The organism is Streptomyces sp. NBC_01515, assembly GCF_045040345.1.
Lineage (GTDB): Bacteria > Actinomycetota > Actinomycetes > Streptomycetales > Streptomycetaceae > Streptomyces.
Window position 1 is genome coordinate 7,709,419 of record NZ_CP109416.1, and the last position, 19,172, is coordinate 7,728,590.

The window sequence follows — 19,172 nt, forward strand, 5'->3', positions numbered from 1 at the left end:
AGTCCGGTGCTTTGGCTGCGGGGCCGGTGGGGGCTGGTCGCGCAGTTCCCCGCGCCCCTTAAAGGCGCTGTCGCGAGCGCCGGACTTCGGCTACGCGGCAGAGCCGCGAATGTCACAGCCCCGCGCCCCTCTACACCTCCGAATAAGGCGCGCACATCTGGCGCAGCGTGCTGCCGATCTTTCGCGCGTACGCGTGCTGCAAGCCTCGGGTTGCCGGGCCGCCCAGGCGGGCGTACCACTTGGCGCCCCGGCTGAAGGCGGAGACCGTCAGCCAGACTGTGCCGTCGCCTGTGCGGTCGACGACGAAGGCTTCCTCGCCGGATTCGGGGTGGCCGGGGAGGGTGCCGTAGGCCCAGCCCGCCCGGCGGTGTTCCTCCACCGTCCAGACGATGCGGCAGGGGGCCTTGATGAGGCCGGCCAGGGTGACCGTTACGTCCACGCCGGGGGCCGCCTTTTCCGCAGTCGCCTCGATGCCCACGCCTATCTCGCGGTGGAGTTCCCAGGTCAGGACCGCTTCGGCGGCCCGGCGGAAGACCTTCTCGCCCTCGCCGATCCGGGTGCGCACATACAGGGGGTGGAAGCCCGGGGGGCAGAAGCCGCGTTCGCGGGTCGCGCCGACGTCGTCGTACGTGAAGGACATGGAACCCAAGAGTAGGGCGGTACCCGGAATTGCCTTCGCTCCGGGTACCGCCCTGGTCACTTGGCTGTCAACTCGGCTGTCGTCAGCTGACGTTGACGGCCGACCAGGCCGCGGCCACCGCGTTGTACTCGGTGGAACCGGAGCCGTACAGTGCCGCCGCCGCCGAGAGCGTGCCGGTGCGGGCGCCCGCGTACTTGGTGGTGGACGTGAAGTACGTCGTCAGGGCCTTGTACCAGATCTGCAGCGCCTTGGCGCGGCCGATGCCGGTGACCGTGGAGCCGTTGGACGTGGGCGAGTTGTAGCTCACGCCGTTGATGGTCTTCGCGCCGCTGCCCTCGGACAGGAGGTAGAAGAAGTGGTTGGCGACGCCCGACGAGTAGTGCACGTCGAGGTTGCCGACGGTGGAGGACCAGGAGTCCTTCGAGCCGCCGTCCTTGCTCGGCTTGTCCATGTAGCGCAGCGGGGTGCCGTCGCCGTTGATGTTGATCTTCTCGCCGATGAGGTAGTCGCCCACGTCGGACGAGTTGTTGGCGTAGAACTCCACGCCGGTGCCGAAGATGTCCGAGGTCGCCTCGTTCAGGCCGCCGGACTCGCCCGAGTAGTTCAGGCCCGCGGTGTTGGAGGTGACGCCGTGGCTCATCTCGTGGCCGGCCACGTCGAGCGAGGTGAGCGGGTGGGTGTTGCTCGACCCGTCGCCGTACGTCATGCAGAAGCAGCTGTCGTCCCAGAACGCGTTCACGTACGAACTGCCGTAGTGGACACGGGAGTAGGCGCCGACACCGTTGTTCTTGATGCCGCTGCGGCCGAACGTGTCCTTGTAGAAGTCCCACGTCTCCTGGGCGCCGTAGGCGGCGTCCGCGGCGGCGGTCACGTCCGTGGTGGAGCTGGACGCGGCGCCGGTGCCCCACGTGTTGGTGGTGTTGGTGAAGAGGGTGCCGGTGCCGGACGTCCCGTGCTTCAGGTTGTACGTCTTGTGGCTGCCGCGCGAGGCGTCGGTCAGCGAGTACGTCGTGCCCGACAGCGTGGTGGTGAGGCTGACGGTGCCCGAGTACAGGGTCTTGCCGGTGCCGGTGGCGTTCTCGATGCCCTGGTACTCGAAGAGCTTCTTGCCGGTGGCCGCGTCGGTGATGACGTGCAGCTGGTTGGGGGTGCCGTCGTCCTGGAAGCCGCCGACGATCGTCTCGTAGGCGAGGACGGGGGTGCCGGAGCCGGCCCAGATGACCTTGCGGGCACCGTCGGCGGCGGTCTTGTCGGAGCCGGCGGCCTTGGCGATGGTCAGCGCCTGCTTCTCGGCCTTGGCGGTGGAGATCTTCGGCGTGACGGTGGCGACCTTGATGGCCGCCGCGTGCGCCTTGGTGACACCCTCGGTCTTGCCCGACGGCGCGGTGTGCACGACCAGGTCGCCACCGAGAACCGGGAGGCCCGCGTAGGTGCGCTCGTAGCGGGTGTGGAGCGTGCCGTCGACGTCCTTGACGACGTCCTTGACGACCAGCTTCTCCTTGGTGCCGAGGCCTATCTGCTGGGCGGTCTCGGGCGCCGCGGCCTGCTTCTCCTGGACCAGCGCGGTGCGCGCGGAGTTGGAGAGCAGCTGCGGCGCGGCGGCGAGGGGCGCCGGCTTGGCCGCGGCGGGCTGGGCGGAGGCACCGGTGGAGACACCGGTGGCGAGCAGTGCTCCGGCGGCGACCGCGGTGGCGATGGCCAGGGTGGTGCGCTTGTGACGCGCGTAGAGGGGGGTCACGCAAGCTCCTCTGTGGGGGAGTCCGGCAGTGTGGGGTTACTGACCGGAGCGGTTGTGAATTGGCTGTGCTGAAGCGGCGTGAGGGAAGAGTGGCATCAGGGGCGCGTACATGTCAGGACCCCCAAGTGATGTTGGCTGAAAATCGACTGTCCGGGAAACATTGCGGCCATGTAAACGTCCACAACAGGGCGCCGCCCCGGAGTTGAAACCCCGAGGCGGCGCCCAGTTCGTGCGGCCGGAAGTGGACCGCTGGTTTTTACGGGAACGTAAGCTTCCAGCTGTTGATGTAGCCGGTGTCCTGTGCTGCCACGTCCTGGACCTTCAACTTCCAGACGCCGTTGGCGACTTCGGAGGACGCGTTGACCGTGTAGGTCGCCTGCACGTTGTCCGCCGAGTCGGACGAGCTGGAGTTCTTCAGGCGGTACGTCGACCCGTCCGGAGCGACCAGGTCGATCACCAGGTCACCGCGCCAGGTGTGCACGATGTCGACCGTGACCGAGAGGTTCGTGGGCGCGTTGCCCGTCCGCCCGGACACGGTGACCGAGGAGGTAACCGCCGCCCCGTTGTCCGGAATCGACACGTCGGCCGTGTTCTCGAACGACGTGCCGCCACCGCCACCGCCACCGGAGCGCGCACCGACCGCGACGGCCGCCCACGCGTCCTGCACGGCCTTGTACTCGGCGCCCGTCGTGCCGTACAGCTCACCGGCCGCGGCCAGCGTCCCGGTGCGGGCCGCCGCGTAGTTGGTGGTGGACGTGAACTTCGTGGTGAGCGCGCGGTACCAGATCTGCAGCGCCTTGTCCCGGCCGATGCCGGTGACCGGAAGCCCGTCCGAGGTGGGCGAGTTGTAGCTGACGCCGTTGATGACCTTGGCGCCGCTGCCCTCGCTCAGCAGGTAGAAGAAGTGGTTGGCGATGCCCGACGAGTAGTGCACGTCGAGGTTGCCGACCCCCGAGTACCAACTGTCCGCCGAGCCGCCGTCCTTGCTCGGCTTGTCCATGTAACGCAGCGGCGTGCCGTCGCCGTTGATGTCGATCTTCTCGCCGATGAGGTAGTCGCCCACGTCGGTCGAGTTGTTGGCGTAGAACTCGACGCCGGTGCCGAAGATGTCGGAGGTCGCCTCGTTCAACCCGCCCGACTCGCCGGAGTAGTTGAGCCCGGCGGTGTTGGAGGTGACGCCGTGGCTCATCTCGTGCCCCGCCACGTCGAGGGCGGTCAGCGGGTCCGCGTTGCCGGAGCCGTCGCCGTACGTCATGCAGAAGCAGCTGTCGTCCCAGAACGCGTTCACGTACGAATTCCCGTAGTGGACACGGGAGTAGGCGCCGACGCCGTTGTTCTTGATGCCGGTGCGGCCGAACGTGTTCTTGTAGAAGTCCCAGGTCTCCGCCGCGCCGTAGTGCGCGTCGGCGCCGGCCGTCGCCGCGTTCGACGTGGTGCTGTTGCCCCAGGTGTTGGTGGTCTGCGAGAACAGGGTGCCGGTGCCGGACGTCCCGTGGTTCAGGTTGTACGTCTTGTGGCCGCCGCGGTCGCCGTCGGTCAGGGTGTAGTTCGAGCCCGACTGGGTCGTCGTCAGCGGGACCGAGCCGCTGTACTGGGTGTTGCCGGTGCCGGTGGCGTTCTCGATGCCCTGGTACTCGTACAGCTTCTTGCCGGTGGCCGCGTCGGTGATGACGTGCAGCTGGTTCGGGGTGCCGTCGTCCTGGAAGCCGCCGACGACCGTCTCGTAGGCGAGGACGGGCTTGCCGCTCGCGGCCCAGATCACCTTGCGGGCCGAGTCGGCGGCCGACTTGGTGGAGCCGAGGGCCTTGGCGCGGGAGACGGCCTGCTTCTCGGCGGTGGCGGTCGTGACGTCCGGGGTGAGGTCGGCGACCGCGATGGTGGCGTTCGTCGCCTTGATGACGCGCTCGGTGGCGCCGGACTTGGCGGTGTCGACGACCAGGTCGCCGCCGAGGACCGGGAGTCCGCCGTAGGTGCGCTCGTAGCGGGTGTGGACCGTGCCGTCGGCGTCCTTGATGACGTCACGGACGACGAGCGCCTCCTTGGCGCCGAGGCCGATGTCCTTGGCCGTCGAGGTCCGCGCCGACGAGGCGTCGCGGAGCAGCTCGGCGCGCTGCGAGGGGGAGAGGGAGACTGCGGTGTGTGCCGGATTCCCCTTGCTGGCAAGGGGTTTGGCCGGAGCGGCGGAGGAGGTCGCGCCGGCCTGGACGGCCGCCGCGAGCAGAGCGGTGACGCCGGCTACGGCGACTATGTGGGAGGTGCGTCTGCGCGAGGAATTGCTTCTCAACACTGACTCCTTCAGGACGGTCGCGGATCACGCGACCAGGGGAGATCACAGGGATCACAGTGATCACTGGTGTGAAGCTGTGGGGTTGCTGTGAAGCGCCAGTGGGAAGAGTGGCACCAGTCCGCGCTTTCTGTCAGGAGCGCGTCAGGATGTTGGCCGGAATTCGTTCGTTGTCCGGATGTTCATGTTCGCTATACGGACCCCTTCCGGTCATGTGGCCGTCGGCGGCTCCCCGTGCCACGAATGCCACAGCGCCGCGTACGCCCCGCCCGCCGCCACCAGCTCCTCGTGCGGGCCGAGTTCGGTCAGCAGGCCGTTCTCCATCACCGCGACCCGGTCCGCGTCGTGGGCGGTGTGCAGGCGGTGGGCGATGGCGATGACGGTGCGGCCCTCCAGTACGGCGGCCAGGGCGCGCTCGGTGTGGCGGGCGGTGGCCGGATCCAGCAGGGCCGTCGCCTCGTCCAGGATCAGCGTGTGCGGGTCGGCCAACACGACCCGGGCCAGGGCGAGTTGCTGGGCCTGTGAGCCGTCCGTGACCGAACCGCGCGGGCCGAGGCGGGTGTTGAGCCCGTCCGGCAGGTCCCGGACCCACTCCTCGGCACCCACCGCCGTCAGCGCCGCCCACAACTCCTCGTCCGTGGCGGCAGGTTCGGCGATCAGGAGGTTGTCGCGCACCGAGCCCAGGAACACGTGGTGCTCCTGGGTGACCAGCACGACCTGGCGGCGCAGCGTCTCCGGCGAGAGGCCGTGGACCGGCACCCCGCCCACCGTCACCGTGCCCTCGGTCGGCGCGTCCACGCCCGCCAGCAGCCGGCTCAGCGTGGTCTTCCCGGCGCCCGACGGGCCGACCACCGCGAGCCGTTCACCCGGCCGTACGGTCAGGTCGACGCCGTGCAGCACCTCGCCGCCGCGCTCGTAGGCGTACCGCACGCCCGTCACGTCGATGCGGTCGTCCGCCGGGGCCGGGGCGTCGTCGTCGCCCTCCGCGCGGGGCGCCCGGGCCAGCCCCTCCACGCGGGCGAACGAGGCGCCGCTGCTCTGGAGTTGCTCGATCCGCATCAGGATCTGGTCCAGCGGCTCGGTGAACTGGCGCAGATACAGCGCCGCCGCCACCACCGCGCCCAGGCCCACCTCCCCGCGCCCGTGCAGCCACCCGCCGACGAACAGCACGCCCGCCACCGGGATCGTGTACGACACCTCGACCGCCGGGAAGAACACCGTCCGCAGGAACAGCGTGTACAGGCGACTCCGTAGCGCCGTCCGCAGGGTGTCGCGGCTCGCGGTGACCCGTCGCTCCTGGAGTCGGAACGCCTCCACCGTGCGCGCCCCGGCCACGGTCGCCGTGAGGATCTCGGCGACCTCCGAATTGGCCGCGCCCTCCGCGAGATAGCCGTCCCGGGCCCGGCGCAGATACCAGCGCAGCGCGAACCAGACCGGCGTCAGCCCCAGCACCCCGAACAGCCCGAGCAGCGGGTCGAGCGCGAACACCGCGCCCATCACGAACAGCGCCTGCACCGAGCAGACCAGCAGTTCGGGTCCGACGTCCCGCAGGGTCGTGCCCACGATCGCCACGTCCGCCGTGCCGCGCGCGGTCAGGTCACCCGTCCCGGCCCGCTCCACCACCGACGCGGGCAGCGCCAGCGCCCGGTCGACGAAGTCCTCCCGGACCCGCGCCAGCGTGCGCTCACCGAACCGGTGCCCCACGTACCGCGCCCACCGCGCCAGCAGCAACTGGGCCAGCGCACACGCCACGATGACGAGCGCCAGCCGGTCCACGACCCCCACCCCGGCGCCTGCCCGCACGTCGTCCACGATCCGCCCGAGCAGCCACGGCCCGGCGAGCCCGGCCCCGGCGGCCAGCGCGTTCACCACCAGCACGACGGCGAACGCCCGCCGGTCCGCCCGCACGAGCCGCAGCGCTGCCCGCCGTACGTCCGCCCGTTCCGCGACGGGCAGTTGACCCTTGGCCAGTGAGGACCGCGTCCCCTTCGCCAACGAGGACCGCGTCACCGTACGACCTCTTCCTCTTCCGCGTCTTCCGTGTCCCGGGCCACCAGCGCGCGGTAGCCGGGCTCCTCGGCCAGCAGCCGGCGGTGGCCGCCGCTGGCCGCGACCTTGCCGTCGACCAGGTAGTGCACGGTGTCGGCGTGGTCGAGGACCAGCGGGGACGTCGTGGTCACCATCGTCGTACGGCCCGCGCGCTCCGCGTGCAGCCGTAGCGCGACCGCCGCCTCCGTGTGCGCGTCGAGGGCCGAGGTCGGCTCCACCGCGAGCAGCACCTCCGGCTCGGCGAGCAACGCCCTTACCAGGCGCACCCGTTGACGCTGTCCCCCGGAGAGGCTGCGCCCCTGCGCGGCCACCGCCGAGTCCAGGCCCTCCGGCAGCCCCTGCACGATGTCGTCGGCGGCGGACGCGCGCACGGCCTTCGCCACCGCCTCCGCCGACCGCTCGTGGCGCCCGGACACGACCTCCGTCAGCGGTCCCGCGAACAGGTCGGCCTCGTTGTCGGCGACCAGGATCCGCGCCCGCACCTGGTCCAGCGGAATCCCGTCGAGCCGCACCCCGCCCCAGGTCGCCACGGACGGCGCGTACCGTCCGAGCCGGTCCACCACGGCCAGCGCGTCGGCGGGCCGCGCCCCGACCAGCGCGGTCAGCCGCCCCGGCAGCACCCGCACCCCCGAGTCGGGATCGTGCAGGACGGCCGGCCCGGCGGGAGCGTCCAACTCCCCGTGGTCCGGCACGGGTTCGAGCCGCAGCAGCGCTACGACCCGCCGCGCGGACACCACGCCCCGGCTCAACTCGTAGACCATCTGCACGAAGAAGGCCACCGGGCCGATCAGCACCGCGACATAGCCATACACGGCGACCAACTCGCCGATGCTGAGCTGCCCTTGGGCCGCCAGCCGGGCCGCGAGCCAGGTCACCACGGCGAGGAACAGCGTCGGCAGCCCGACCCCGATCGCCTGCACCCAGCTCGCCACCGCGCCCACCCGGTAACCCTGCGCGCGCAACCGCTGCGAGTCACTGCGGAACGCGTCCGCGAACAGCCCTTTGCCGCCAAGGCCGTTGAGGACACGCAGGCCGCCCGCGAGGTCACCGATGCGCGCGGTGAGCACGCTCTGCCGCTCCCGGTACTCCGTCTCCACGCTCTGCAGCCGCAGCGTCAACGGCCCAGCGAGCAACGCGATCACCGGCACACCCAGCAGCACTACGGCGGCCAGCGGCGCCGAGATCGACAGCAGCACGCCCGCGACCACGCCGTAGACGACGAGGGCGCCGAAGCCGGGGCCGACGACGGTGAGGGACTGGGCGATCGTCCACACGTCGCCGACGCCGGTGGTGATCACCTCACCGGCCTGCGCCCGGCGGGAGAGCACGGCGCCGAGCCGGACCGTCTGGCCGACGATCAGCTTCACCGTACGGAAGTTGGCGTCGATCCGGACCCGGGTCATCGTGCGGTGCCGCATGATGCTCAGCCACGAGTTGACGGCCCCGACCACGAACAGCGCCCCGGTCCACCAGGCCAGCGCGCCCATGTCCCCCGGCACCAGCCCGTCGTCAACCGCTCGGGACATCAGATACGGCGCCGCCGCCATCAGCACCATCCACACACTCGACAGCAGCGCCCCGGACACCGCCCGCCCCGGCTGCCGCCACACCAGCCACCACAGAAACCGCCAGCCGCCCCGGCAGTCGGGCGTCCCGGGATCCTCGTACGCGTCGATCATGTGCCTCCTTGCTCGGGCTGCCGGGCGCGCGCAGCCGTGAGCGATCCGGGGGTGGTTGGAGGCAACGAAGATTACCGAGCGTGAGCGCGGTTGCCCATCGAATATCGCGGGCCCGCAGGCCAAGGGGCCGGCACGCGGGGAGGCGTGGTTCTCCTGGGACCCGTTACTTGCTCTGCAACTTCCCCAGGGGGGCGGGGTCTTGGTCCAGTGCGGCGGCTGCCGCCTTCCAGCCGGTGTCCTCGGGGTGGAGGGCGCTGTGCAGGAACGCCGTGGTGAGGTGTTGGAGCAGGGCGACGCGGGCGGGGCTCTCGTCCGTCGTCTCGGCTGCCTCGTAGCCGGGGATGCCGCCCAGCGAGTGCTCCGCGCCGAAGAGGGTGAGCAGGGTCTTGTCGCCGGGGCTGTAGGTGTACGGGTCGGTGAACCAGTCCGGGCCGCGGGTGGAGAGCCGGGACTGGTCGTGGTCTCCGGCGACGATCAGCGCCGGTGCGGTCATCGTGGTGAACGACGGCCTCATGAAGGGGAGTTGCTCGGCGGCGAACGGGGTCAGGTCGTCGCCCAGGCCGGTCAGGGCGAGCAGCACGCCCGCCTTCACGCGGGGGTCGGACAGGTCCTCGCCGGGGACGCCGTCGGGGTCGAGGACGCGGGCGCCCAGCAGCGTGCTCGCCGTCTGGGCGCCCCAGGAGTGGCCGGCCACGGCGATGCGGTCGTGGTCGAGGCGTCCCGCGAGGCCCGGCACGGAGGCTTCCAGGACGTCGAGTTCGTCCAGTACGCGCTTGAGGTCCTCGATGCGGATGCGCCAGATCTCCGGGAAGCGGGGGTCCTCGTGCGGGATGCCGAGCGTCCTGGAGTCGAGGTGGGTGGGCTGGACGACCACGAAGCCGTGCGCGGCCCAGTGGTCCGCCAGCGGGGCGTAGCCGTCCATCGACCAGCCGAAGCCGTGCGAGAAGACGACGACGGGCAGACCGTCGCCGGTCACGGGCGCGGAGACGCGGACCTGGAGGTCCTCACCACGGCCCGGGGCGGGCAGGACGACCGGCTTCACGGACACGATCGCGGGGTTCGGGTCGGACATGGCTGTGCTTCCGTTCTCTTTGTTGTCCGGTTGTTGTCCGGTGGGCCTCAGCGGCGGCGCAGGGCCGGGTCGAGGAGTGCGGGCGGGGTGTCGTTCTTCTCGTGGGCGGCGAGGTCGGTGCCGGGGGCGACGATCGTGTCGATCGCGTCGAGTACGTCGGCGGAGAGCACGGTGTCCGCGGCGGCTAGCTGGCTGTGCAGGTGGTCCAGGGTCCGGGGGCCGATCAGCGCGCTGGTCACGGCGGGGTGCGCGGTCACGAAACCGAGCGCGAGCTGGATCATCGTGAGCCCGGCCTCGTCGGCGACCTTGGCCAGCTGCTCGACGGCGTCCAGCTTGGCGCGGTTGGCGGGGACGGTGGTGTCGTAGCGCTGCGGCATGAACGTGGAGCGGCTGGTGGTGATGGACCGGCCCTCGCGGATCGCGCCGGACAGCCAGCCCGAGGCGAGCGGGCTCCAGGCCAGGACGCCGAGGCCGTACTCCTCGGTCACCGGCAGTACGTGGGTCTCGATCCCGCGCTGGAGGATCGAGTAGCTGGGCTGCTCGGTGACGTAACGGCCCAGGTGGTTCTCGCGGGCGGCCCACTGTGCCTGGACGATGCGGTACGCGGGGAAGGTCGAGGAGCCGAAGTAGCGGATCTTTCCGGCGCGTTGGAGGTCGGTCAGCGCGGAGAGGGTCTCCTCGTCGCCGGTGCGGGGGTCCCAGCGGTGGATCTGGTAGAGGTCGACATGGTCGACGCCGAGCCTGCGCAGGCTGTTGTCCAGCTCGGTGACCAGCCAGCGGCGCGAGGTTCCCTGATGGTTGCGCTCCTCGCCCATCGGCAGGCTCGCCTTCGTGGCCAGCACGATGTCGTCGCGGCGGCCGGCGATCGCCTTGCCGAGCAGCTCCTCGGACTCGCCGCCGCTGTACGCGTCCGCGGTGTCGATGAGATTGACCCCGCCCGCGAGAGCGGCGTCGACGATCGCGGTGACGTCCTCCTGGGTGGTCCGCCCGATCCTGCCGAAGTTCATGGCGCCGAGCGCGAGGGTGCTGACTTGTACGCCGGTGCGGCCGAGGGTGCGGTATTGCATGACTGCGTCCTCCATGATGGGTAAGCGGAACGTTGTTCCGGTAACGATACGGAACGGGGTTCCGGTTCGCAAGCGGGGAGGGGTGGGGTGGGGTGCGGGGAGATGAGGGGAGGTGAGGGGAGAGGGGTGGAGGGGGGTGGCGCGCGGCGGCACAGGGGTGCGGGGTGCTGTGAATGGCGGCGACGAGGGGTGGGGTGTGCGGACCTGGCCGGGGGAGTGGGTGCTCGGTGCGGGGAAGAGCCCCGCTGTACGTGGCCGTCGTGGCCGTCGCGGGCTTCGGGACGTCAGAGGTGGAGACGCCGGTGCGTAGCTGCGCGGCTGAGGTGGGTGTCGGCCAGGGGGGGCGATCCGCCGCCGCTTCCCGACCCGCGCGGACCTCGGCGTCGCCGTCCATAGGCGCCCGGTCGACGCCCGTGCCGAGGCCGGAACGGTCCCGCCGGTGTTCGGTCCGACACCGCCCGCCGCGCTCGGGCAGCGGAACGCCCTCGCCGTCCGGCCGCCTGGTCACCCGGCACGGACTCGCGACCGGGCCGGGGACGCGGAAAGCGGGGACCGGCAACACGGGTTTCGGCTACGCGGGTTTCGACCGCGACGCGCGCCGCGCGATCGAAACCCTCATCGCGGGACCATGCGCGCCGCAGTGCTACACGTGCCGCAGTGCTACACGTGCCGCAGTGCTACACGTGCCGCAGTGCTACACGTGCCGCGGGATTACACGTGCCGCTGTGCTGCACGCGCCGCTGTGCTGCACGCGCCGCTGTGCTACACGCGGCGCGGGACCACACGCGCCGCTGTGCTACACGCGGCGCGGGACCACACGCGGCGCGGGACCACACGCGGCGCGGGACCACACGCGGCGCGGGACCACACGCGGCGCGGGACCACACGCGGCGCGGGACCACACGCGCCGCAGGCCCCCGCCCTCACGCCCCCGCCCTCACGCCACGCTCTCCCGCCAAGCCCGGTGCAGGTCCGCGAACCGCCCCGTCCCCGCGATCAGTTCGGCCGGGGTGCCGTCCTCGACGACCCGGCCGTGTTCCATGACCAGGACCCGGTCCGCGATCTCGACCGTGGACAGCCGGTGCGCGATCACGACCGCCGTACGGCCGCGCAGGACCGTCGACATGGCGCGCTGTACGGCCTGTTCGCCCGGGATGTCGAGGGAGCTGGTCGCCTCGTCGAGGATGAGGACGGCGGGGTCGGCGAGCAACGCCCGTGCGAACGCGACGAGTTGGCGCTGACCTGCCGAGATACGGCCACCCCGCTTGCGTACGTCCGTGTCGTAGCCGTCGGGCAGCGCGCTGATGAAGTCGTGCGCGCCGATCGCCTTCGCGGCCCGCTCGATCTCCTCACGCGGTGCGTCCGGGCGGCCGATCGCGATGTTCTCGGCGACCGTGCCGGAGAACAGGAATGCCTCCTGCGTCACCATCACCACCCCGCGCCGCAGTTCGGGCACGGACAGCTCGCGCAGGTCGACGCCGTCGAGCAACACCCGCCCGTCCGAAGGGTCGTAGAACCGGGCCAGCAGCTTGGCCAGGGTGGACTTGCCCGCGCCGGTGGAGCCGACGACGGCGACGGTCTGGCCGGCGGGGAGGGTGAGGTCGAAGACGGGCAGCACCTCGCCGCCGGTGCGGTAGGCGAAGCGGACGCCGTCGAAGACGACCTCGCGGCCGGGCTGGTCCGACTCAAGTGCCGGGAGCTGGACGGGGGTTGAGGATTCGGGGACGGACGGGGTCTGGGCCAGCAGGCCCGCGATCTTCTCCAGGGAAGCCGCGGCCGACTGGTACGAGTTGAGGAACATGCCGAGGCGGTCGATGGGGTCGTAGAGCCGCCGTAGGTACAGCACCGCGGCGGCCAGTACGCCCAACTCCAGTGAGCCGTCCGCGACCCGGGTCGCGCCCCAGAGGACGATCACCGCGACGGCCGTGTTGGCGACCAGGCGGGAGCCGGTGACGTAGCGGGCCATCTCCAACAGGGCGTCGCCGTTGGAGCGTTCGTGCTGTTGGTTGAGGACCTGGAAGTCGGCGTCGTTCACGGCCTCGCGGCGGAACGCGCGGACCGGGCGGATGCCGTTCATCGTCTCGACGAACTTCACGATCACGCGCGCGATCGCGGTGGACCGGATCGCGTACACCCGTACCGCGCGCCGCTGGTAGACCCGCACCAGCAGGTACAACGGCACGAAGGACGCCACCGCGACCGCGCCGAGGCCCAGGTCGAGCCAGAGCAGCATCGCCGAGATGTACACGAACGACAGGATGACCGTGATCAGTTCCTGGAGCCCCTCGCTGAGCAGTTCGCGCAGGGCCTCGATGTCCGTCGTCGAACGGGAGATGAGCCGGCCGGACGTGTACCGCTCGTGGAAGTCGATGCTGAGCGCCTGCGCGTGCCGGAAGATACGGCCGCGCAGATCCAGCAGCACGTCCTGGTTGACGCGGGCGGAGGCGCCGATGAACGCGTACTGGAGTCCGCCGGAGATCAGCGCGCAGAACAGGTAGCCCGCTCCTACGGCGATCAGCGGGCCGTGGTCGTCATTCCGGAACGCCGGTACCGCGCGGTCGATGGCGTACGCCACGAGGAGCGGGCCCACCTGCACGGCCGCCTGCTGGAGCAGGAGGAGGAGGGTCGTGAGGGTGACGCGTGCCTTCATCGGGGCGAGCAGGGAACGCAGGAGGGTGGCGGTCGCGCCTGGGGGAGTGGGCAGGGTGTCGCGATCGAAGAGGTCGGCTGCGGCGGGCTGGTGCGGGGGTGACGGCGTGGGCTCGGGGTTGTCGTCGCCGGTGGTGGGGGTGGAGGTGGTGGCCGCGGTCATCGTTCGTCCCCCTGGTGCTCGGCGCCCGACATCAGGTACGCGTACTCCGCGTTCGTCCGCAGGAGTTCCTGGTGGGTGCCGACCGCCGTGATGCGGCCGTCGGACAGCAGGGCCACGCGGTCGGCGAGGAGGACCGTGGACGGGCGGTGGGCCACGATCAACGCCGTTGTGTCGGCCAGGACTTGGCGGAGGGCTGCCTCAACGGCCGCCTCCGTGTGGACGTCCAGCGCGGAGAGCGGGTCGTCGAGGACCAGGAAGCGGGGTTCGCCCACCACCGCCCTTGCCAGGGCGAGGCGTTGGCGTTGGCCGCCGGAGAGGCTCAGGCCCTGTTCGCCTACCTGGGTGTCCGTGCCCTGGGGCAACGCGTGCACGAAGTCCGCCTGCGCGACGGCCAGCGCTCGCTCCAACTCGGGTTCCCCTGCGGCCCTTTCGGCTCCCATGAGTACGTTCTCCCCGACGCTGGCCGAGAACAACGTCGGTTCCTCGAAAGCCACCGCGACGATTGCGCGCAGCGTTTCCCGGGGCATGGCGGTGATGTCCTCGCCGTCCAGTGTGATCTGGCCGGAGGTCACCTCGTGGAGGCGGGGGACGAGCGCCGTCAATGTGGTCTTGCCGGTGCCTGTGGCGCCTACCAGGGCCATGGATTCGCCGGGTCTGATGTGCAGGCTGATGTTGTCGAGGGTGGGTGGGGAATCGGGCGGGGCGTCTGGGTAGCGGAAGGAGACTGAGGAGAAGCGGATGCCGTCGTTGTCGGGTGCGGGTCGGTGGGGGCTGGGCGCGTCCCCTGAGGGCGCTTCCTCCTCCTGGGTCTCATCCATCACCTCGAAGAACCGCTCCGTCGCCGTCGCCGCCTCCTGGCTCATCGCCAGCAGGAAGCCGATCGACTCCACCGGCCAGCGCAGCGCGAGTGCCGTGGACAGGAACGCCACCAGCGTGCCCGCCGACAGACCCCCGTCCGCGACCTGCACCGTCCCCACCACCAGCGCTGCCCCCAGCGCCAGTTCGGGCAGGGTCACGATGACGCCCCAGATCGTGGCGAGGAGCCGGGCCTTGTGGAGTTCGGTGCCGCGCAGGGTGCGGGAGAGGTCGCGGAAGGCTCGGGCCTGGGTGCGGTGGCGGCCGAAGCCCTTGATGATGCGGATGCCGAGGACGCTCTCCTCGACGACCGTCGTCAGGTCGCCGACCTGGTCCTGGGCGCGGCGGGCCACGTGCGCGTAGCGCTGCTCGAAGATCACGCACGTGATGATCACCGGTAGGGCGGGCCCGAGGATCACCAGCCCGAGTGTCCAGTCCTGGAGCAGCATGATGATCACGCCCACCAGGATCGTCACGGCGTTGACCAGCAGGAACGTCAGGGGGAAGGCGAGGAACATCCGGAGCAGCATCAGGTCGGTCGTGCCCCGGGAGAGGAGCTGGCCCGACGGCCATCTGTCGTGGAAGGACACCGGCAGGCGTTGCAGATGCCGGTACAGGTCCGCCCGCATCTCCGCCTCGACGTGCGACAGCGGCCTTGCGACCAGCCATCGCCGCAGCCCGAACAGGACCGCCTCCGCGATCCCGAGCAGCAGCAGATACAGCGCCCCGAGCCACACGCCCGCCGTGTCCCGGTCGGCGACCGGCCCGTCCACCATCCACTTCAGGACGAGCGGGAACACCAGCCCCGTACAGGACGCGACGACGGCGACCCCGGCCGCGGCGAACAGCCGTACCCGCACGGGGCGGACGTACGGCCACAGCCGCGCGAGCGTACGGACGGCGGACCGGTCGGAGTGGTCCTCGGCGGAGGCGGGTGTCGTGGTCATCACGGGCGAGCCTACGGACCACCACTGACAGTGCCCACCGAGTTTTGGCCGGACCCGGATCGGCCGTTGGTCCTACGACCTGGGTGTTCGAAGGGGCGTAGGGGGGTCGTAGCGGCACATCAAGGGGAGTCGTAGTCGCGCATCAACCGATCGGTTGATGTCCCTTCGAGCGCGATGGCCGATGTGCCGGGCCCGGCTCCGGCGGGACCCTCGGTACATGTCAGCCACTCCTGTCATCGAAGTCACCGCACTACGGAAGTCCTACGGCGGCCGGGCCGTCGTGGACGGGGTCTCGTTCGCCGTCGAGGAGGGCGAGATCTTCGGGATCCTCGGCCCGAACGGCGCCGGCAAGACCACCACTGTCGAGTGCGTCGAGGGCCTGCGGGTCCCGGACGCGGGCCGGGTCCGCGTCACCGGACTCGACCCCGTCGCCGACCACGAAGAGGTCGCCCGGGTCCTCGGCGCCCAGCTCCAGGAGAGCGAGCTCCAGGCCAAGCTCACCGTCCGTGAGGCGCTGGAGCTGTACGCGTCCTTCTATCCGCACCCCGCCGACTGGCAGCCGCTGGCCGAACGCCTGGGCCTGACCGCGAAGTTGACCACCCGGTTCGCGAAATTGTCCGGCGGGCAGAAGCAGCGCCTGTTCATCGCGCTCGCGCTCATCGGCAACCCTCGCGTCGTCGTCCTCGACGAACTCACCACCGGGCTCGACCCGCGCGCCCGCCGCGACACCTGGCAGCTGATCGAGGACGTGCGGGCGAGCGGGGTCACCGTGCTGCTCGTCACGCACTTCATGGAGGAGGCGCAGCGGCTGTGCGACCGGATCGCCGTGATCGACAAGGGCCGGGTGGCCGCCCTGGACACCCCGGACGGGCTGATCCGGCGCTCGGCGGGCTCCACCGTCATCAGTTTCACGCCCTCCGCGGCGCTGGACGACGGTGACCTGAACGCGCTCCCCGCGCTCACGTCCGTGACGCGCAAGGACGGCCGGATCACGCTCTCCGGCTCCGACGAGACCGTCAACGCCGTCATCACCCTGCTCGCCCGCAACCACATCACCGCCCACCAACTCCGCGTGTCCGACGCCACGTTGGACGACGCGTTCCTGGACCTGACGGAGGTCTCCGCATGAACACCGCAGTCCTGCGCACCGAGTTGAAGCTCTTCCGCCGTGAACCGGGCGCCCTCTTCTGGATCCTGCTGTTCCCCACCCTGCTGCTGGTGATCCTCGGCTCCATCCCGGGCTTCCGCACCCACCAGGCCGACCTCGGCGGCCTGCGCACGGTCGACGTGTACGTCCCGGTCGCCGTCCTGCTCGGCATGATCGTCGGCGCGCTCCAGTCGATGCCGCAGAACATCACCGGCTACCGCGAACGCGGCATCCTCCGCCGCATGTCCACCACCCCGGTCCGGCCCACCGCCCTGCTCGCCGCCCAGATGGTGGTCTACGGCACGGCTGCCCTGGCCTCCGCCCTGTGCGCCCTGATCGTCGGCCGGCTCGCCTTCGACGTACGCCTGCCGGAGCAGCCCGGCGGCTATCTCCTCGCCCTGCTCCTCGCGATCCTGGCCGCCCTCGCGCTGGGCTCCGTGGTCTCCGCGCTGTCCCGGACGACGAAGATCGCCGGTGCGATCGGGTCGGCGGTGTTCTTCCCGATGATGTTCTGCGCGGGCGTGTGGATCCCGGTGAACTCCATGCCGGACGTCATGGCGCGCATCGTCGGCTACACCCCGTTCGGCGCCGCCGCCGAGGCCCTGAACCGGGCGGCGGCCGGGAACTGGCCGGGCTGGGCACACCTGGGTGTCCTGGTGGCCTGGACCGTCCTGCTCACGGCGGGCGCGTCCCGCTGGTTCCGCTGGGAGTAGGGGAGACGGCCGTGCAGACTGGGGAGATGACCACCAGGGACCGCCAGATCGACCGGCGCTGGGAGCAGCTGCACACATGGGGGCCGTACGCGCTGCTCGGTGTCAGTGTCCTCCTCGCGCTCGCCTCCTCCGGTCTGTTCGACTACTCCGCCGCCCAGTGGTGGACCGGCTGGTCCCTGGCCGGCGCCGCGCTCGTCCTCCAGCTGTGGTGGCACGGCACCCGCTCCCGCCGTCCCGGCCGCGGCCGGACCCCGTCGCGGGCCGGGACGGCGTACTACGTCGTCCGCTGGGCCATCGCCTTCGTCCTCACCTGGATCGACCCGTTCTTCGCGTTCTACGCCGCCTCCGGTTTCATGGACGCCGACGAACTGATCCCGGGTACGGTGGCGCAGCGGGTCGGGCTGTTCGCGAGCGCGGTCACCGTGGCCGGAGCGCAGGCGGGCGGGCTGCCGTTCGGGAGCGGGCTCCAATGGGTCCTCTTCGCGGCGCTCGTGGCCGCCAACTCCGGTCTGCAGATGGCGATCGCGCATCTCACCGAGCAGGAGTCACTGCGCTCCCGCGAGCGCAACGAGACCATCACCGAACTCGAACGCACCAACACCGCCCTGCAACAGGCCCTCGACGAGAACGCCGCCCTGCACGCCCAACTCCTCGTCCAGGCAAGGGAAGCAGGGGTCGCGGACGAGCGGCGCAGGCTCGCCGCCGAGATCCACGACACCATCGCCCAGGGCCTGACCGGCATCATCGCCCAGCTCCAAGTCGTAGCGAACGCCCCCGACTTGACGACCGCCCGCACCCACCTCGAACGCGCCTCCACCCTCGCCCGGCACAGCCTCGGCGAGGCCCGCCGCTCCGTGCAGAACCTCGCGCCCATCGCCCTGGAGAACGACGGACTGCCCGAGGCCCTGAAGAACACGGTCGCGGAGTGGGGTGAACGCACCGCCGTCCGCGCCGAGTTCACCGTCACCGGCATCACCGAGCAGCTCCACGACGAGATCTCGGCGACCCTGCTGCGCATCGCCCAGGAGGCCCTGTCGAACGCGGCCCGGCACGCCCGCGCCACCCGCGTCGGCGTGACCCTCTCCTTCCTGGGCGACGAGGTCATCCTCGACATCCGCGACGACGGCCGGGGCTTCGACCCGCTGGCCCTCCCCGAACGCACCCGCACCGGCGGCTTCGGCCTCGACGGCATGCGCGCCCGCGCCGAACGCGTCGCGGGCTCCCTCACGATCGAGGCAGAGCCCGGTCACGGCACGGCCCTCTCGGCTCGCGTACCGTTGGTCCGCCATGAGTGACGAGTTGCTGATCTCCCTGTTGATCGTCGACGACCATCCCGTCGTACGGGACGGTCTGCGCGGCATGTTCGAGTCCGCGCCCGGATTCCGCGTCCTGGGCGAGGCGTCCAACGGCGTAGAGGCCGTGGAGCGGGCCGCCGACCTCGACCCCGACGTCATCCTGATGGACCTGCGGATGCCGGGCGGCGCGGGCGTCGACGCCATCCGCGAACTGACCCGCCGCGCCGCCCGCGCGAAGGTGCTCGTCCTGACGACGTACGACACCGACTCCGACACCCTCCCCGCGATCGAGGCGGGCGCGACGGGCTATCTGCTGAAGGACGCCCCGCGCGACGAACTCTTCACCGCGGTCCGCGCGGCGGCGGAGGGCCGCACGGTCCTCTCACCCGCCGTCGCCTCCCGCCTGGTGTCCGCGGTCCGCAGCCCCCAGTCCCCGGGCAACGAACCGCTCTCCGCCCGCGAACGCGAGGTCCTGGCCCTGGTCGCCAAGGGCACCTCGAACCGCGAGATCGCCCGCGAACTCTTCATCAGCGAGGCGACCGTGAAGACCCATCTCACCCACCTGTACGGCAAGTTGGGCGTCAAGGACCGCGCGGCGGCCGTCGCGGTGGCGTACGACCGGGGGATTCTCGGCTAGGGCGAGTACTGGCTCGGGTAGGGGAGGAGACCGGAGGCGATCCGTTCCCAGGCCGCCTTCAGCTCGGCGAGCAACTCCGGCTTGTCGGGGGCGAGATCGGCCTGTTCACGCCTGCGAGGCCCTTGTGGGGAAGACGGCGGGCGGCGACGGAAAGCAATGGAAGCCGTGGGGGCGTGCCCTCCATGTGATCACCGGGCCCGCCCCAAGCCCAGCCATCCGCCCGGGAGTTCACGGACC

At 71.0% G+C, this 19,172-nt stretch carries 13 protein-coding genes; 4 read left to right on the forward strand and 9 right to left on the reverse strand.

Annotation, left to right across the window (positions count from 1 at the left end; all coding sequences use genetic code 11):
* Positions 1–130: 130 nt before the first annotated feature.
* From OG407_RS34980 to OG407_RS35020, 9 genes are all read right to left on the reverse strand, one after another.
* Positions 131–640 (reverse strand): DUF1990 family protein, encoded by a 510-nt coding sequence (locus OG407_RS34980; protein WP_405863436.1) that lies wholly within the window; start codon positions 638–640, stop codon positions 131–133.
* Positions 641–722: 82 nt separating this feature from the next.
* A complete protein-coding gene (locus tag OG407_RS34985; protein WP_405863438.1) occupies positions 723–2,378 on the reverse strand; it encodes a M4 family metallopeptidase in 1,656 nt (551 codons plus the stop codon).
* 256 nt (positions 2,379–2,634) lie between these two features.
* Complete coding sequence (locus OG407_RS34990; RefSeq protein WP_405863440.1) at positions 2,635–4,662, reverse strand: M4 family metallopeptidase; 2,028 nt, start codon at positions 4,660–4,662, stop codon at positions 2,635–2,637.
* 210 nt (positions 4,663–4,872) lie between these two features.
* The gene (locus tag OG407_RS34995) at positions 4,873–6,633 is read right to left on the reverse strand and encodes an ABC transporter ATP-binding protein (RefSeq protein ID WP_405868782.1); all 1,761 of its coding nucleotides are present in this window, start codon (positions 6,631–6,633) and stop codon (positions 4,873–4,875) included.
* Between the two features lie 35 nt (positions 6,634–6,668).
* Positions 6,669–8,390, reverse strand: coding sequence for an ABC transporter ATP-binding protein (locus OG407_RS35000; protein WP_405863442.1), 1,722 nt, complete (start codon positions 8,388–8,390; stop codon positions 6,669–6,671).
* A 163-nt stretch (positions 8,391–8,553) separates the two neighbouring features.
* Positions 8,554–9,462, reverse strand: coding sequence for an alpha/beta hydrolase family protein (locus tag OG407_RS35005; RefSeq protein WP_405863444.1), 909 nt, complete (start codon positions 9,460–9,462; stop codon positions 8,554–8,556).
* A gap of 47 nt (positions 9,463–9,509) precedes the next feature.
* Positions 9,510–10,529: an aldo/keto reductase gene (locus OG407_RS35010; protein WP_405863446.1), complete on the reverse strand. Its 1,020-nt coding sequence runs from the start codon at positions 10,527–10,529 to the stop codon at positions 9,510–9,512.
* Positions 10,530–11,466: 937 nt separating this feature from the next.
* The gene (locus tag OG407_RS35015) at positions 11,467–13,341 is read right to left on the reverse strand and encodes an ABC transporter ATP-binding protein (protein WP_405863448.1); all 1,875 of its coding nucleotides are present in this window, start codon (positions 13,339–13,341) and stop codon (positions 11,467–11,469) included.
* Complete coding sequence (locus tag OG407_RS35020) at positions 13,338–15,143, reverse strand: ABC transporter ATP-binding protein (RefSeq protein ID WP_405863450.1); 1,806 nt, start codon at positions 15,141–15,143, stop codon at positions 13,338–13,340. Before OG407_RS35020 ends, OG407_RS35015 begins: the two co-directional genes overlap by 4 nt.
* 217 nt (positions 15,144–15,360) lie before the next feature.
* Between OG407_RS35020 and OG407_RS35025 the strand changes: the two genes are divergently transcribed.
* Genes OG407_RS35025 through OG407_RS35040 form a run of 4 tightly spaced genes read left to right on the forward strand, consistent with a single transcriptional unit; the run spans position 15,361 to position 18,935 of the window.
* On the forward strand, positions 15,361–16,272 hold the full coding sequence (locus OG407_RS35025) for an ABC transporter ATP-binding protein (RefSeq protein ID WP_365608066.1): 912 nt from the start codon (positions 15,361–15,363) through the stop codon (positions 16,270–16,272).
* On the forward strand, positions 16,269–17,003 hold the full coding sequence (locus OG407_RS35030; RefSeq protein WP_403587034.1) for an ABC transporter permease: 735 nt from the start codon (positions 16,269–16,271) through the stop codon (positions 17,001–17,003). Before OG407_RS35025 ends, OG407_RS35030 begins: the two co-directional genes overlap by 4 nt.
* A gap of 26 nt (positions 17,004–17,029) precedes the next feature.
* The gene (locus OG407_RS35035; protein WP_405863453.1) at positions 17,030–18,298 is read left to right on the forward strand and encodes a sensor histidine kinase; all 1,269 of its coding nucleotides are present in this window, start codon (positions 17,030–17,032) and stop codon (positions 18,296–18,298) included.
* Entirely contained in the window at positions 18,291–18,935 is a 645-nt protein-coding gene (locus OG407_RS35040; protein WP_026151002.1) for a response regulator transcription factor, read from the forward strand. The genes OG407_RS35035 and OG407_RS35040 overlap by 8 nt, the downstream gene beginning before the upstream one ends.
* Positions 18,936–19,172: the final 237 nt, after the last annotated feature.

Bases quoted from the DNA above. Each gene is read 5' to 3' on its own strand.
- OG407_RS35000 (WP_405863442.1), bottom strand. From the start codon at position 8,390: ATGATCGACGCGTACGAGGATCCCGGGACGCCCGACTGCCGGGGCGGC.
- OG407_RS35035 (WP_405863453.1), top strand. From the start codon at position 17,030: ATGACCACCAGGGACCGCCAGATCGACCGGCGCTGGGAGCAGCTGCAC.
- OG407_RS35015 (WP_405863448.1), bottom strand. From the start codon at position 13,341: ATGACCGCGGCCACCACCTCCACCCCCACCACCGGCGACGACAACCCC.
- OG407_RS35005 (WP_405863444.1), bottom strand. From the start codon at position 9,462: ATGTCCGACCCGAACCCCGCGATCGTGTCCGTGAAGCCGGTCGTCCTG.
- OG407_RS35010 (WP_405863446.1), bottom strand. From the start codon at position 10,529: ATGCAATACCGCACCCTCGGCCGCACCGGCGTACAAGTCAGCACCCTC.
- OG407_RS35020 (WP_405863450.1), bottom strand. From the start codon at position 15,143: ATGACCACGACACCCGCCTCCGCCGAGGACCACTCCGACCGGTCCGCC.
- OG407_RS35030 (WP_403587034.1), top strand. From the start codon at position 16,269: ATGAACACCGCAGTCCTGCGCACCGAGTTGAAGCTCTTCCGCCGTGAA.
- OG407_RS35025 (WP_365608066.1), top strand. From the start codon at position 15,361: ATGTCAGCCACTCCTGTCATCGAAGTCACCGCACTACGGAAGTCCTAC.
- OG407_RS34980 (WP_405863436.1), bottom strand. From the start codon at position 640: ATGTCCTTCACGTACGACGACGTCGGCGCGACCCGCGAACGCGGCTTC.
- OG407_RS35040 (WP_026151002.1), top strand. From the start codon at position 18,291: ATGAGTGACGAGTTGCTGATCTCCCTGTTGATCGTCGACGACCATCCC.